The sequence below is a fragment of the Ponticoccus sp. (in: a-proteobacteria) genome (assembly GCF_048381735.1).
In genome coordinates this window covers 138,026-150,568 of the sequence record NZ_JBLXGL010000004.1, presented here as the reverse complement: position 1 = coordinate 150,568, position 12,543 = coordinate 138,026, and the positions used below count along the sequence as shown (strand labels likewise).

Genomic DNA, 12,543 nt, shown 5'->3' with positions numbered 1-12,543 from the left:
TCATTCTCCGGTTGGAAAGGCGAAACGGGCCACCACCCGCCGCGCCCAGGGCGCGCTCAGCGCGCTTTCGACAACACCATGCCCGGTATAGGCATGGACAAAGCTGGGAACCGCATCGCAGCGCGCCTGAATGCCGACGTGCTTGGCCACCGACCCCTCGCGCATGCGGAACAGCAGGACGTCGCCCGGCGCCGCCCGCTCCAGCGGTCTTGCGACCAGATGCGCCAGCGCGGCGCGCCACAGACGCTCGTCCCCCTGCGGCTCTGACCAGTCCATGCTGTAGGCCGGGGTGACCTCCGGCTCCGGCCCCAGTACCTCGCGCCAGACACCGCGCAACAGCCCCAGACAATCGCAGCCCGCCCCCCGCAGGCTGGCCTGATGCACGTAGGGCGTGCCGATCCACCCGCGCGCGGCGGCGACCACCACGCTCATCGCCGACTCCCGCCGCCCAGAGCCTTGGCCTGCGCGGGGTGGACCGCAATCCAGTCCTCTTCCGGCACGTCCGGGAAACCCTGAAAGTTCAGCACATTGCCGAACTTGTAGCGGCAGGTCTGGAACCGCTTGTCGCATCCCGCCGTGAGGCGGACCACGTCACCGGCTGTCGGCGTTGCGCGCAGCGGCTCCCAGATCTCGATGACACGGTCGCCCTCCGCGCGGGTACGGTCGCGTTTGATCGCCGCGGCAAGGCCCTGCGCCGCACCGCTCAGAACCTCCAGCCGCCCGCGCTGGAACCAGCCCGCATCGAAGCCCGCAAGGGGGCCCGCCAGAAAGGCGCGATTGTCCTCGACCCCCAGCAGCGGTCCTTCGAAGAGGTATCCCGGCGCGCTCAGGTCCACCGCGCAGGCGCCATCCCCCAGCACCGCCGAACAGGGGCGCTGGTAGACCCGGCCCACCGGGCGGTTCAGCGCCTCTGTCAGTCCGCGCAGCTCTGCGTGAAAGGCCCCGGCGCCCCGGCGGATCTCGCCGATCCTGCCGCGAAACATCACGCGCCGGGCCTCCACATCGGCCCAGTTCACCAGCCATGCCGTCACCTCGGCGTCGTCGAAGCGCCCCGCCGCGATATCCTCTTCGCGGATCGCGGCATCGGTCAGCGCCCCCATGGCCTCGGTATTGTCCACCGACAGGCCCGTGGCCTGCTGAAGCGCCTTGGCCGTCAGCCCCGCGTTTGCGCGGAAGGTCATGCCCCCGAAACTCAGCGGACAGTCGTGATCGGTAAAGCCGTAGCGGACACCATCCACCCGGGTCACCGACCAGGCGCGCGCGACGGTCCCGATCCCGGTCCCGAGATGTCGGTGCAATGCCTCCTGTCCCATCAGACCCGCACCTCCACCACCGGCACGTCCGGAACCTGTCCGGCCCGGAAACTGGCAACAGAGACGTTGATCCGGTCGGTGTCGAACCGCACCGGCACGTCGAACTCGAAGCCTGCCGTGACCGCCACACTTTCGGGTGGCGGCTCGTTGAAGGTGATCACCCCGGTCGTCAGGTCGATCTCGAAGTGGACGCCCTCGCGCATCGGCGTGTTCTGCACCGCCGCCGTGACCGTCCCGGACACCGGCTTGGTGATCGGACGCGCGTATGAGACGGTGCCAGAGCGATAGGTCTTGATCAGTTGAAAAGCACGGGTGGCGCCATCGCCTCGGGCGATCACCTGGTCCCCCTCATCAATCCTGGCCGAGGGTTTGCACGACTTGAAGTCGGCCCAGTCCTTCCAGCGAAACCCGTACAATTGACCGCTGCGCGCCTCGAAGAAGTCGATCAGCGCGGCGACATCGTCGAGCGACCGCAGCCCCAACCCGGCATCGTAGCGCCGCCGGGAATGCTGCCACGGCGTGTTGCGCTCTTCAAAGCCGCTTGTCAGCGTCACGATATCCGTGCGCCGCTCGGGCCCGCCGAAGGAGCCAAAGCTCAGGTCGGCGGGAAATCTCACGTCATGGAACGCCATCTGATGCCTCCTGTCAGCGGTTGCGGGCGCCACGGCCAAGCGCCTGGCTCATGCGGGCGGCGATCTGGCTCTGGCTGCGCTCGAACGACCGCGCGTCAGGTGTCTGGATGTTCATCACCACGGTCACCGGCTGCCCACCGCCCGCCGCCCGCACCCCCAGCTTGCCGTCGGCGCCACGGGTCAGGGGCATGATCGCCTCGGGGCCCGCCTCGCCCATCAGCCCGGTGCCGCCGCGCATCGGGAAGGTCACGGGCCCGCTGACCACACCGCCATTGGCGAAGGGCATGACCCGCCCCTGCGTGAAGGCCCCGCCATCCGCAAAGGGAGACAACTGGCCGAACAGCGCCGACACCCCCTGCGACAGCATCCCGCCGACATGGCCCGCCACCGGCTTCACCGCCGCCTTCCACGCCGCGTCGATCATCGACCGGGCCACGGTCTGCAAGGCGTCCGACAGTTTCATCCCGTCCAGCACCGCCCCGTCGATGGCCCGCGCCACGCCGCGGCTGAGGACGCTTTCCAGCTTCGACGCGCCCCGACCCGTGGCCGAAAAGGTCTCGTGGATGCGCCGCATCTCGGCGTCGAACTGCGCCGCCATCCCGGCAGCCCCGCCCAGCGAGCTTTCCAGCGCGTCGATCTGCGCGTCAAGGTCGTCCAGGGTGTCGATGTCGCTCATGGCTCATCTCCGTTTCTGTCCCGGCGGTCCGGAAAGACCGCCATCAACTCATCCAGCCGCGCCCGGCCCATGGGCGCGGCGCCGCGTTCCTCTCCCAGCATCAGCCGCAGTTCCGCCGGGGTCAGGTCCCAGAACTCCCGGGGGTTCAGGCCCAGCCCGCGCATCCCGGCCCGCATCAGGACCGGCCAGTCAAAGCCCGCCATCAGCGCCCACCGCATCACCCGGCAGCATGAAGGCCCGCGCCAGCAGCTCTGCCGCCGCCCGCGCCGCCACCATCGGCCCGCCCTCGATCTCGGCGCACAGAAGATCGCGCGCCGTGCCCTGCCAGCCGCCGCCCCGCAGCCCGGCGACGATCAGCGCCAGCACATCCCGCGTGCCGAACCCGCCGCCCTCGAAGCGCTGCACCAGATCGACCAGAGTGCCGCTGTCCAGCGTCTCTTCCAGTTCGGCCAAGGCGCCCAGCGTCAGGCGCATCACCCGGCGCTGACCGTCGAGGGTCAGCGCCACATCCCCGCGCCACGGATTGGCCATCACGCGACCGGCTGCGCCGTGAACTGCAGCGCCCCCGCCGAGGCCAGCGCGACCTCGTAGGTCGCCTCGCCATTGTGCGAGCCCGCATAGTCCAGGGAGGTCACCTGAAAGCGCCCCTCGACCGTGCCGAAATCCGGGATGATCACCTGGAACTCCGGCGTCTCGCCGTCGAAGAAGACCTGCCGGGCACGCGCGTCGCTGCCCGCATCGCGGAACACGCCCGAGCCGCTGATCGCAGCCGACTTGACGCCCGCCCCTGCCAGCAACTCGCGCCAGCCGCCCTGGCTTTCAAGCGTGGTCACGTCGACCTGCTCGGCGTTGAAGCTGATGCGCGTGGCCCGCAGCCCCGCCATCGTCTCGAACATCCCGTCGCCGGTCAGGTCGACCTTGACCAGAAGATCCTTGCCGTTCTGAGCACCCATTGTCTCACTCCACTCGTTCGGGTTGCAGTGCGCCGCGCCTCGGGCGGGCGGTTTCGATGCCCGGCGCCGTCACGCCGGGTCGGTATCCTCAAGGCGAGCCCGGAAGGTCAGGTCGATGCGCCTCAGGCCGCCACTCTCGCGCGTGGCCCTTGCCTTGCGGAACCACAGGCCCACCAGCCGCCCGCGACCCAGCGTCAGCGCGCCGTCGTGCAGCGCATCGCTGACCGCGCCGGCCGTCACCTTGGCCGCGTGGAATCCACTGTCCGAGGTCACCACCGAGACGACGAATTCATGCAGCGCGCCCGGCCCGCTTCCGTCCCCGGCCTCGGTCACCTTCTCGGGACCGAGCGCGACATACAGCGGCGGCACCGTGCCACCGGGCAGGGCATCGTAGATCGCATCGCCCACCAGTGCCCCAAGTGGCGCATCGCCCTGCAAGGCGGCATAGACCGCCGCCTGCAACGAAGCCGACATGGCATAGCTCATGGCAGGACCTCCTCTTCGCATTCACAGATCAGATACAGACCGTCCGGCTCCATTTCCGTCACCGCCTCGATCCGAAACAGACGCTGGCCCATGCGGAACCTCTGCCCGGGGCCCGGGCGCCGCGAAGCCCCCTGCGGCGCGCCCCGAACGATGATCCTGAACCCGGCGCGGGACACGGCCCCGGTCTCTCCGCTGGCCATCCGGGCGCTGCGCGGGCGTATCGCCGCCCAAAGCGTTCCCAGACTCTGCCACTGGACCCGCGCGCCCCCGGCACCGTCCTCGGTGCGCTGTTGCGCCTCCAGCTCCAGCCGCCGGTTCAGCGTGACCCGGCTCATCCGTTCAGCCCCATGCGGACCGGGCGATAGCGCGAGATCAGGCTGGTGACACCGAAAGGCATGCAGCCCTCGCTCAGGGCTGTTTCGTGCCGGTATTCATAGTAATGCGCGGCCAGCAGCATGACGGCCTGCTTCAGGTCGTCTGGAACCGCAGTGAAGTCCTCGCCATAGCCCGCCTCGAAACGCAGCTCGACGGAGCCACCACGCGGCGCAGCGGGCAAAGCGGCGCGCATCGGCCGCAGCGCCGGATCGAAGGCATCGGGCTTCAGGCGGTAATCGGCAGGATCGACCAGCCTGGCCTGCCCGTGGACATCGACGAGGGCGACCTCGGTGACCGAACGGACCGGCGCAATCGGCAGCCGCTGGCTTGCCCGGTTCTGCCAGTCTTCCATCGACAGAAGAAAGCTTCGCACGATCAACGCCTTGCCGGTCCGCGCCTCGATGGCCGCAAGCGCCGCCCGCAGGAAAGAGAGCATCACGCCATCCTGAAGGTCACCCCCGGCAAAGCCTGTCCCCATCCGAAGGTGCTCTTTCAGGGCGTCGACCGGAAGCGCCGCATCGGACACCGGGGTTTCTTCCACCAACATCATGTCTTTTCTCCGAAATCCTGACCCATGCTCCGGCAGGCCGAAGGCGCGACACCCGTGGTTGCACCGGCAAAGGGGTCACTGGCGCCGGACCCGCGCGCCCGGGGTGACGAACGGGCCCTCCGGCCCGCCCTCGGTTCGGCCCGTCAGGCTCAGACGGCACAGCGCAGCAGCTTGATCGCGGCAAAATCGCTGACATCGCCGCCCACGCGCTTGGTGGCGTAGAACAGCACATGCGGCTTGGCGCTGAAGGGGTCGCGCAGCACACGCACGTCGGGCCGCTCGGCGATGGTGTACCCGGCCGAGAAGTCGCCGAAGGCAACCGGGAAGGCATCGGCGCCCGCATCCGGCATGTCCTCGGCGATCAGCACCGCGTAGCCCAGAAGACGCGCCGGCTCGCCCGCCGCGAAACCGTCGGCCCACAGGTGCCGCCCGTCGGCATCCTTCAGCTTGCGCAGGGCTCCGGCGGTCTTCGAGTTCATCACGAAGGTCGCCCCGGCCCGGTACTGGGCGCCCAGCGCGTAGACCAGGTCGATCAGCGCGTCGCCGTCACCCAGATCCGCCGCCGCGCCGGTTGTCACAAAGCCAAGGCTGCCCCAGCTCCAGGAGCCATTGGCGACGGTGGTGTGATCCAGAAACCCCCGGGGCTTGTCGATGCCGTCCCCCTCGACAAAGGCCGCAGCCTCGGCGCGCAGGAACTTGTCCGCGATGCGGCCCGCCAACCAGCCCTCGACGTCGAAGGCGCTGTCGTCCAGCAGACGCTGGCTGACTTTCGGCATGGCGTTCAATTCGTAGAGCGGGATCGAGATCCGCTCGATCGTCGGCGTCCCGGTCTCGGCGGTGGCCGCAGCCTCGTCCGCCCAGCCCGCGCCGGTGTCGTTCTGGTCAATCAGCACGTCGAAGGAGGAAGCCTCGACATTCACCACGCTCGCCACCGCCCGGATCGACGCGGTCGAGGCCAGCGTCGACTTGATCATCTCCGCCGTCTCTGGATCGACGAGGTAGCCGCCGTCCGAATTGACGGAGGTGTTCATCGATTTGCCGTCCAGCGTCAGCCCGCGCAGCCCGTCGTCATCGCCGCTGCGCAGATAGGCTTCAAAGGCCTTCTTGTGGGGGGCCTCGACCTCGACATGGGTCGACAGCGCCGGGCGGCCCCGCAGGGCGGATTTGTGATCCAGCATGGTCAGTCGCTCTTCCTGTTTCTGAAGCTTGTCTTGAAGATCGGCCTGCAAGGCCTTGAAATCCCCGATCAGTCCCGCCATCGCGGCACTCACGCGAGAGACCGGAGACACATCTTCCCCGGTCCGAGACTGGGTCTCGGCTGTGCTCATGGTCGTTCCTTCCCTCATGAGGGGCGTGCGTCAGCCGCCCGCCAGGTTCCGGCGCATGGCCTCCAGGGCATCCGCCAATCGGTGCAGGTCGGGCGCGGCGAGGGTGTCCCGCTTCGCCGCGACCCGCGCACTGGGCAGCATCGGGAAGGTCACCAGCGACACTTCCCAAAGCTCCAGTTCCGCCAAGAGCCTCTGACCCCTGTCGTTCTTCGTGGCCTTCACCGTGCGATAGCCGATCGACAGCCCGTCGATGGCCCCCGCCGCGATCAGCGCCGCCGCCTCGCGACCCTTTTCGACGGTGTCGAGGATACGGCCCCTGACGTAGAGCCCGCGCGCATCCTCGCGCACCTCGTCCCAGACGCCGATGGGCAGGGCCGGGTCGTGCTGCCAGAGCATCTTGACCGCGCGCCCCTCTTCCGCGAGGCGCTTCAGGGATCGTGCATAGGCCCCCCTGCCCACGATATCGTTGCCCTGATCCGCGGCCCCGAAATGCGAGGCATAGCCCTCGATCTTGGTGCCCTCGAGGACGGTGACCGCCTCGCCGAACCGGCAGAACTTGTGCTCCAGATCCATGTCTGTCCCTTTCGCTGGTCCCGGGCGCCGGTTTCTTCCCAAGAAACCGGCCCGGAATTTTCGGAAAATTCCGCCCCCGCTCAGGGCGCCGCGTTCAGGAAACCCTGAAAGGCCTCCGCCAGGATCACCCCGGCAACCCCGTAGACCGTCAGCCAAAGCCGCCGCTCCAGCCGTTCCATCAGCATCTCCAGCCGCCGGAACCGCTGGTCCAGCGCATCGAACTGCAACTTGCTGAGCCGCTCGTGCGCCTCCAGCCGCAGCCCCGGCGCGCAGGCAAAGGCCTCGGACCTGGGGCGCATCTCACTCACCCTCCTCAGCCAGCGCGGGCAGGCCCAGCATCCGGCGCTTCTCGGCGGCGGTCAGGAAATCCGCACCCACGACCCGGGTCCACTGCGCGTCCCGTTCCGCGGCCAGCGCCGGCACCTGATCGAGGTCGGGCTTCAGCACAACCGCGTCGCCGCTGAACTGCGACAGCCAGCGCCCGATGCTTGCCGTGACCTTGGAGGCCAGCGGCAGCACCGTCTGGCGGTAGAAGGCCCGGTGCGCCTCGGCATAGTTGGCGTAGGTCGCCTCACCGGGGATCCCCAGCAGCATCGGCGGCACCCCGAAGGCCACCGCGATCTCGCGCGCCGCCGCCTCCTTGGTCTTCTGGAACTCCATGTCCGAGGGCGAGAACCCCATGGGCTTCCAGTCCAGCCCACCTTCCAGCAACATCGGCCGCCCGGCATTGCGCGCGCCCTGATGATGAGCCTCCATCTCGGCGGTCAGCCGCTCGTATTGCGCGGGGCTCAGGTGGCCCTGCCCCTCGGCCCCGGTCCAGACGATTGCCCCCGAAGGCCGCGCAGCATTGTCCAGCAGGCCCTTCGACCAGCGCGAGGCGCTGTTGTGCACGTCCACCGCCTGCGCGGCGGCCTGCAGCGGCGACAGCCCGTAATGGTCGTCCTGCGGGTGGAACGCCTTGACGTGGCAGATCGGCGAGACCGGCCCGGTCACGCTGAACCGATGCCTGCGCGTCCCCACGGCGTATTCGTAGGCCACCGGCCAGCCGTCCGCGCCGGGCACCACCGACATGCGATCCGACCGCAGCACATGCAGCTCAAGCGGCAGGCCCGCATCGCCCGCGACCGCCTCGATATAGCCGTCGCCCGACAGCAGGATCTGCCCGAAGAGCGCCTCCAACAGGTCGGCCCGCCCCTGCGCCGGGTTCGGCGCCGCCAGCAGGGCCAGCACCGGATGCGCCTCGTAGCGCATCGCCTTGTCCTGCAGCACCAGCGGCAGCGCCGCCGCAGCCTCGGCGATCAGCTTGACCGCGCGAAACCCCACCGGATTGCTCGCAAAGGCCTGCCTAGTCAGTGAAACCGTATCGCGCGGGCTCCAGGCGACGCGACCACCGGTCATATGCGCGACCACACGCCCGGTGGCCGAGGCCTTGACCTGCGGAGCCCCGGTCTGCGCACCCTCGACAGGGCCGGTCCGTCGCAGAAAGTCGAATACCATCCGTTGCGCTCCTTTGCCTTCGCGCCCGGGAACACCGGGTCGCAGACCGCCCCCCGGAAAAGCGCCTGCGCGCCCCCGGTCCGCCGGTCCCTCGTCCTTGATCGCCTGCTTGCGAAGGCTGGCCTCCGCGTCTGAAAGGCACCCTAGGCCGGCCTGGTTAACGGCCCTTCACCCGACCGTGCGCAGCTTTGGCAACTGCTCGGTGCGACCGCGCTCCAGCATCGCCTCGGTCAGCCCCCAGACCAGCGCATCGACCCGGTCCGGACTGCCCGCGCCCTCGAAACCCGCCTGTGTCATCAGGCACATCTGCGCCTCCAGCGCCTCCAGCCCCGGCCCGTGACTGACCCGTCCCTGCTCGTACAAAGCCGCCACCGGCTCTGCCCGCGCGCTTTTGGACCGCGTGGCATGGACCTTGCGCACCGGCAGCATCGGGTCGACCTGCCGCAGCACCGTTTCGACCATGGCCCCGCCCTGGTTGACCTCGGCAACCACACGTTCAGCCTCCCAGCGCCGCGCGGCCTGCACCACCGCCTCGGCCCAGCCCATGGGCGAAGCGCCCTGCACACTGGCATCCTCCAGCACGTAGCCGCGCCACTCGTGCGGCTTGCCCTCGGTCACGACACCCACGACGACGATCCCGCATTCGTCCGAGGTCTTGCCCGCACCCGCCGGAGGATCGACCGCCACGACAATCCGCGACAAAGCCGGCGCCCGGCCAAAGCGATGGTCGTCGAAGGTCTCGCGCCGCCAGAGCGCACCGTCGACCTGCTCCAGCAGCACCCCGTCCAGCTCCTGCAACCCCAGCGAGGTCCCGGCGTATCGCGCCCGCACCTCGTCAAGAAACGACGGCGCCAGATTGGCGGCGTTCACCTCTGTCGCGGCCCGCGTCACCACCGTCGAAGGCAGCGCCAGCAGGTCCACGAGGATCTTCACGGTGCGCGGCGTCGTGGTCACGCAGACGCGCGGATGGGTGCCCAGCCGCAACCCGAACTGCAGCATGTCCCAGGTATCCCCGGCCTTCTTCCACTTGGCCAGCTCGTCCACCCAGGCGCCGTCGAACTGCGGCCCGCGCAGCGCCTCGGGATCGCTGGCGGAATGCAGCATCGCTTCGGCGCCGTTCGGCCAGACAAGGCAGCGCCGCGTGGCCTGCCAGACCGGGCGCCGGTCGGGTGGCGAACAGGCCATGATGCCGCTGTCGCCGAAGACCATGACCTCGCGCGCCTGATCGAAGGTCTCGCCGATGATCGCCAGCCGCCTGCAGAGGCCGGGGTCAAGCGGCCGCGCGCCCTCGACCATCGACCGCACCCACTCGGCCCCGGCCCGGGTCTTGCCCGCGCCGCGCCCGCCAAGGATCACCCAGGTCCGCCAGTCTCCCTCGGGGGGCAACTGGTGGTCATGCGCCCAGAACTCGAAGAGGTAGGGAAGCGCGATGCGCTCCCCCGGGGACAGCTCACTCAGGAACCTCCTCTGCTCCGCAGCAGGGGCGGATGCGAGCAAGGCGGCACCCGATCTCAAAGCGTGCCGCGTCAAGGTCGAGCCCGTAGGCATCTGTGATTGCAAGGTCTTTTCTTCGGATCGCATCGATCTCCGCCTCCGTTTCGCGAATGGCCTTCAGCCAGTACTTCAGTTCCGACAGGGGCTTGCTGGCCTCTGCCTTACGGTCCACCTCTCCGCTGCGCAGCCGGGCCTGGATGTCCCGGATGTCCTCCGTCAGGTCGCGCAGGGTCTCTTCGATCTCGGCGCGCTTCTCTTCCAGACGGTCGATCTGCTGCTCGGCGGTCAGAAGAACCTGCCGCCGTTCCATCGTGCTGCTCATGTCTCGATACCTTTGTTGCCTGTATGACGTGCCGGTCTGCCCGGACGGGGCGCGGTCCTGTGACGGGGGCCTGCCGCCCCTCTGCGCCGCCGGACCCGTCCTTTCCAGCACGATCAGGACAATGGCCGGGCAATCCTTACGAGCCCTGATCCCCGCGCGCGCAGCGGCCCGACGCCGTTAACCGCCGCGTCCGTCGCGTTAAGCCCTGCGGAAGGTGCCTTGCCGCTCCCTCAGGGCTCTGGCACATCTTGGCGCGAAAAGGAGCCCGCCCATGCCGCAACTGTCGACCCGCATCACCTCGCTCAACGAAGGCGGCTCCGACGGGTGGGAGGTCTTCTACCGCGCACGGGCCCTTGTCGCCGCAGGCGAGCAGGTGACAGAGCTGACCATCGGGGAACACGACATCCGCACCGACAGCGCCGTTCTGGATGCGATGAATGCCTCCGCGCAGGGCGGCCATACGGGCTATGCCATGGTGCCGGGCATCGCGCCCCTGCGCGCGGAAATCGCCTCCCGCGTCACCGCCCGCACCGGCGTGCCCACCGGCGCCGCCAATGTGCTCATCACCCCCGGCGGACAGGCCGCGCTCTTTGCCGCGCATCTGGCGGTTCTCGACCCCGGCGACACGGCGCTCTACATCGATCCCTTCTATGCGACCTATCCAGGCACCATCCGCGCGGCCTCGGGTGTGGCGGTGCCGGTCCGAACCCGGGCCGCAAACGCCTTCCTGCCCTCGGCGCAGGCCATCGAGGAACTGGCCTTCGAACACGAAGCCCGCAGCCTGCTGATCAACACGCCCAACAACCCGACCGGCACGGTCTATCCCGCCGACTGCCTGCAGGCCATCGCCGCCGCCTGCCAGCACCGCGACCTCTGGCTGATCTCGGACGAGGTCTACGACACACAGGTCTGGGAAGGCGCGCATCTCTCGCCGCGTGCCCTGCCGGGCATGGCGGAGCGCACGCTGGTCGTGGGGTCCATGTCCAAAAGCCACGCCATGACCGGCTCGCGCATTGGCTGGATCGTCGCGCCGGAACCGGCGATCGAGCGCCTGACCGACCTCGCGACAAACACCACCTACGGCGTCCCCGGCTTCATCCAGGACGCGGCGCTCTTCGCCCTGCGCGCCGGAGAAGGCCCCGAGGCGGCGGTCTCCGCGCCCTTCCTGCACCGCCGGGCCCGCGTGCTCGAGGAACTGGCCCGGCACGAGTCCGTGACCGCGATCCCCTCGCAGGGCGCCATGTACCTGATGCTGGACATCCGCCGCACTGGCCTCTCGGGCCGTGCCTTCGCCGAGGCGCTTCTGGACGCGCGCCGCATCGCGGTGATGCCCGGCGAAAGCTTCGGCCAATCCGCCGCGGGGCATATCCGCGTCGCCCTGACCGTCGACGATGACAGCCTTGTCCGGGCGATCCGCTGCCTCTGCACCTTCGCGCGGGAATACGCCGACGCCGCGTGAGGTCCCCGCCCCGCGCGCTCATGCCCGGACCATCCTCTCCGCGGCCCCTGTCCGGGCGGCCCCGATCTGCGCCCCCCCGCACCAACCGGCCGGAAACCGCCCCGTGCTTCGCTGCAACGCGCATATCCTGCCCGACACCCGGGCCGCACCGCAGGGCCTTGGACCCTCGCCAAAGCCGCATCCCACCCGCCGGGCGCGCCGCAAGGCCCCACTGCGCCATCCGGCGACGAAAAACGCCGCCCCCGGCGGGGGGCGGCGTCTGTCACGTCCGGATGGGCCGAACGGCCCGCATGACCGGCCTCAGCCGACCAGTTCGAGACCCGAGAAGAAATAGGCGATCTCTTCCTTGGCGGTATCCGGCGCGTCCGATCCGTGGACCGAGTTCTCGCCAACCGATTCCGCGAACTCTGCGCGGATCGTGCCCGGCGCCGCATCGGCGGGGTTGGTCGCGCCCATGACTTCGCGGTTCTTCAGGATGGCGCCCTCGCCTTCCAGGACCTGTGCCACGATCGGGGCCGAGGCCATGAACTCGCACAGTTCGTCATAGAAGGGACGCGACGCGTGCACCTTGTAGAACTCGCCAGCCTGGGCCTTGGTCAGGTGGATCCGCTTCTGCGCGATGATGCGCAGGCCCGCCTCCTCGAACTTGGCATTGATCTTGCCGGTCAGGTTGCGGCGGGTTGCATCGGGCTTGATGATCGAAAAGGTGCGCTCGAGGGCCATGATAGTCTCCAATATGGGGGCCGGAACACCCCGGCCGAATTCTGCGCCGCCGCCTAGCACGGGTCGGCGCTCAAGAAAAGCCCGCAACGCCATTCCCCGCGCAGCGCCCGACCGGAACAATCCCCCCGACCAACTTCTCTGGTCTTGCCAATACCTCGGGGG

General features: G+C 69.1%; 18 protein-coding genes. 1 reads left to right on the top strand and 17 read right to left on the bottom strand.

The features are described from left to right. From ACN5KJ_RS10270 to ACN5KJ_RS10195, 16 genes are all read right to left on the bottom strand, one after another. On the bottom strand, window positions 1-432 hold the full coding sequence (locus ACN5KJ_RS10270; protein ID WP_418593771.1) for an NlpC/P60 family protein: 432 nt from the start codon (window positions 430-432) through the stop codon (window positions 1-3). Next, complete coding sequence (locus ACN5KJ_RS10265) at window positions 429-1,313, bottom strand: DUF2163 domain-containing protein (RefSeq protein ID WP_418593770.1); 885 nt, start codon at window positions 1,311-1,313, stop codon at window positions 429-431. Before ACN5KJ_RS10265 ends, ACN5KJ_RS10270 begins: the two co-directional genes overlap by 4 nt. Further along, window positions 1,313-1,945, bottom strand: a complete 633-nt coding sequence (locus ACN5KJ_RS10260; protein ID WP_347165055.1) for a DUF2460 domain-containing protein — start codon at window positions 1,943-1,945, stop codon at window positions 1,313-1,315. Before ACN5KJ_RS10260 ends, ACN5KJ_RS10265 begins: the two co-directional genes overlap by 1 nt. Before the next feature lie 13 nt (window positions 1,946-1,958). Next, window positions 1,959-2,621 (bottom strand): phage tail tape measure protein, encoded by a 663-nt coding sequence (locus ACN5KJ_RS10255; protein WP_418593768.1) that lies wholly within the window; start codon window positions 2,619-2,621, stop codon window positions 1,959-1,961. Then, window positions 2,618-2,824, bottom strand: coding sequence for a rcc01693 family protein (locus tag ACN5KJ_RS10250; protein WP_206564576.1), 207 nt, complete (start codon window positions 2,822-2,824; stop codon window positions 2,618-2,620). Before ACN5KJ_RS10250 ends, ACN5KJ_RS10255 begins: the two co-directional genes overlap by 4 nt. Next, window positions 2,811-3,152 (bottom strand): gene transfer agent family protein, encoded by a 342-nt coding sequence (locus ACN5KJ_RS10245; protein WP_347167906.1) that lies wholly within the window; start codon window positions 3,150-3,152, stop codon window positions 2,811-2,813. Before ACN5KJ_RS10245 ends, ACN5KJ_RS10250 begins: the two co-directional genes overlap by 14 nt. After that, window positions 3,152-3,574 (bottom strand): phage major tail protein, TP901-1 family, encoded by a 423-nt coding sequence (locus ACN5KJ_RS10240; RefSeq protein ID WP_418593766.1) that lies wholly within the window; start codon window positions 3,572-3,574, stop codon window positions 3,152-3,154. Before ACN5KJ_RS10240 ends, ACN5KJ_RS10245 begins: the two co-directional genes overlap by 1 nt. A 69-nt stretch (window positions 3,575-3,643) precedes the next feature. Next, window positions 3,644-4,060, bottom strand: a complete 417-nt coding sequence (locus tag ACN5KJ_RS10235) for a DUF3168 domain-containing protein (RefSeq protein WP_418593764.1) — start codon at window positions 4,058-4,060, stop codon at window positions 3,644-3,646. Further along, complete coding sequence (locus tag ACN5KJ_RS10230) at window positions 4,057-4,395, bottom strand: head-tail adaptor protein (protein WP_418593762.1); 339 nt, start codon at window positions 4,393-4,395, stop codon at window positions 4,057-4,059. Before ACN5KJ_RS10230 ends, ACN5KJ_RS10235 begins: the two co-directional genes overlap by 4 nt. Beyond that, the gene (locus ACN5KJ_RS10225) at window positions 4,392-4,985 is read right to left on the bottom strand and encodes a head-tail connector protein (protein WP_418593761.1); all 594 of its coding nucleotides are present in this window, start codon (window positions 4,983-4,985) and stop codon (window positions 4,392-4,394) included. Before ACN5KJ_RS10225 ends, ACN5KJ_RS10230 begins: the two co-directional genes overlap by 4 nt. 149 nt (window positions 4,986-5,134) lie before the next feature. Beyond that, a complete protein-coding gene (locus ACN5KJ_RS10220; RefSeq protein WP_418593759.1) occupies window positions 5,135-6,313 on the bottom strand; it encodes a phage major capsid protein in 1,179 nt (392 codons plus the stop codon). A 30-nt stretch (window positions 6,314-6,343) separates the two neighbouring features. Continuing rightward, the gene (locus ACN5KJ_RS10215) at window positions 6,344-6,886 is read right to left on the bottom strand and encodes an HK97 family phage prohead protease (RefSeq protein ID WP_418593758.1); all 543 of its coding nucleotides are present in this window, start codon (window positions 6,884-6,886) and stop codon (window positions 6,344-6,346) included. A gap of 80 nt (window positions 6,887-6,966) precedes the next feature. After that, window positions 6,967-7,185 carry a GTA head formation protein, RCAP_rcc01685 family gene (locus tag ACN5KJ_RS10210; RefSeq protein ID WP_418593756.1) on the bottom strand — a complete coding sequence of 73 codons (219 nt, stop codon included), beginning with the start codon at window positions 7,183-7,185 and terminating at the stop codon, window positions 6,967-6,969. Window position 7,186: 1 nt separating this feature from the next. Beyond that, window positions 7,187-8,383 carry a phage portal protein gene (locus ACN5KJ_RS10205; protein ID WP_418593755.1) on the bottom strand — a complete coding sequence of 399 codons (1,197 nt, stop codon included), beginning with the start codon at window positions 8,381-8,383 and terminating at the stop codon, window positions 7,187-7,189. A 168-nt stretch (window positions 8,384-8,551) separates the two neighbouring features. Then, window positions 8,552-9,931, bottom strand: a complete 1,380-nt coding sequence (locus ACN5KJ_RS10200; protein ID WP_418593753.1) for a DNA-packaging protein — start codon at window positions 9,929-9,931, stop codon at window positions 8,552-8,554. Beyond that, the gene (locus tag ACN5KJ_RS10195; protein ID WP_206564565.1) at window positions 9,834-10,199 is read right to left on the bottom strand and encodes a hypothetical protein; all 366 of its coding nucleotides are present in this window, start codon (window positions 10,197-10,199) and stop codon (window positions 9,834-9,836) included. The genes ACN5KJ_RS10200 and ACN5KJ_RS10195 overlap by 98 nt, the downstream gene beginning before the upstream one ends. A 271-nt stretch (window positions 10,200-10,470) precedes the next feature. Here ACN5KJ_RS10195 and ACN5KJ_RS10190 point away from each other — a divergent pair, with 271 nt between their 5' ends. Next, the gene (locus ACN5KJ_RS10190; protein WP_418593751.1) at window positions 10,471-11,658 is read left to right on the top strand and encodes a pyridoxal phosphate-dependent aminotransferase; all 1,188 of its coding nucleotides are present in this window, start codon (window positions 10,471-10,473) and stop codon (window positions 11,656-11,658) included. A gap of 300 nt (window positions 11,659-11,958) precedes the next feature. Here the strand turns inward: ACN5KJ_RS10190 and ndk are convergent, their stop codons facing one another. Continuing rightward, complete coding sequence (gene ndk / locus ACN5KJ_RS10185; RefSeq protein WP_347165064.1) at window positions 11,959-12,381, bottom strand: nucleoside-diphosphate kinase; 423 nt, start codon at window positions 12,379-12,381, stop codon at window positions 11,959-11,961. Window positions 12,382-12,543: the final 162 nt, after the last annotated feature.

Excerpts from the sequence above, each read along its gene's own strand:
- ACN5KJ_RS10200 (WP_418593753.1), bottom strand. The coding sequence starts at position 9,931 with ATGCCTACGGGCTCGACCTTGACGCGGCACGCTTTGAGATCGGGTGCC.
- ACN5KJ_RS10235 (WP_418593764.1), bottom strand. The coding sequence starts at position 4,060 with ATGAGCTATGCCATGTCGGCTTCGTTGCAGGCGGCGGTCTATGCCGCC.
- ACN5KJ_RS10255 (WP_418593768.1), bottom strand. The coding sequence starts at position 2,621 with ATGAGCGACATCGACACCCTGGACGACCTTGACGCGCAGATCGACGCG.
- ACN5KJ_RS10220 (WP_418593759.1), bottom strand. The coding sequence starts at position 6,313 with ATGAGCACAGCCGAGACCCAGTCTCGGACCGGGGAAGATGTGTCTCCG.
- ACN5KJ_RS10245 (WP_347167906.1), bottom strand. The coding sequence starts at position 3,152 with ATGGCCAATCCGTGGCGCGGGGATGTGGCGCTGACCCTCGACGGTCAG.
- ACN5KJ_RS10260 (WP_347165055.1), bottom strand. The coding sequence starts at position 1,945 with ATGGCGTTCCATGACGTGAGATTTCCCGCCGACCTGAGCTTTGGCTCC.
- ACN5KJ_RS10270 (WP_418593771.1), bottom strand. The coding sequence starts at position 432 with ATGAGCGTGGTGGTCGCCGCCGCGCGCGGGTGGATCGGCACGCCCTAC.
- ACN5KJ_RS10215 (WP_418593758.1), bottom strand. The coding sequence starts at position 6,886 with ATGGATCTGGAGCACAAGTTCTGCCGGTTCGGCGAGGCGGTCACCGTC.
- ndk (WP_347165064.1), bottom strand. The coding sequence starts at position 12,381 with ATGGCCCTCGAGCGCACCTTTTCGATCATCAAGCCCGATGCAACCCGC.
- ACN5KJ_RS10250 (WP_206564576.1), bottom strand. The coding sequence starts at position 2,824 with ATGGCGGGCTTTGACTGGCCGGTCCTGATGCGGGCCGGGATGCGCGGG.
- ACN5KJ_RS10210 (WP_418593756.1), bottom strand. The coding sequence starts at position 7,185 with ATGCGCCCCAGGTCCGAGGCCTTTGCCTGCGCGCCGGGGCTGCGGCTG.
- ACN5KJ_RS10195 (WP_206564565.1), bottom strand. The coding sequence starts at position 10,199 with ATGAGCAGCACGATGGAACGGCGGCAGGTTCTTCTGACCGCCGAGCAG.
- ACN5KJ_RS10225 (WP_418593761.1), bottom strand. The coding sequence starts at position 4,985 with ATGATGTTGGTGGAAGAAACCCCGGTGTCCGATGCGGCGCTTCCGGTC.
- ACN5KJ_RS10240 (WP_418593766.1), bottom strand. The coding sequence starts at position 3,574 with ATGGGTGCTCAGAACGGCAAGGATCTTCTGGTCAAGGTCGACCTGACC.
- ACN5KJ_RS10265 (WP_418593770.1), bottom strand. The coding sequence starts at position 1,313 with ATGGGACAGGAGGCATTGCACCGACATCTCGGGACCGGGATCGGGACC.
- ACN5KJ_RS10190 (WP_418593751.1), top strand. The coding sequence starts at position 10,471 with ATGCCGCAACTGTCGACCCGCATCACCTCGCTCAACGAAGGCGGCTCC.
- ACN5KJ_RS10230 (WP_418593762.1), bottom strand. The coding sequence starts at position 4,395 with ATGAGCCGGGTCACGCTGAACCGGCGGCTGGAGCTGGAGGCGCAACAG.
- ACN5KJ_RS10205 (WP_418593755.1), bottom strand. The coding sequence starts at position 8,383 with ATGGTATTCGACTTTCTGCGACGGACCGGCCCTGTCGAGGGTGCGCAG.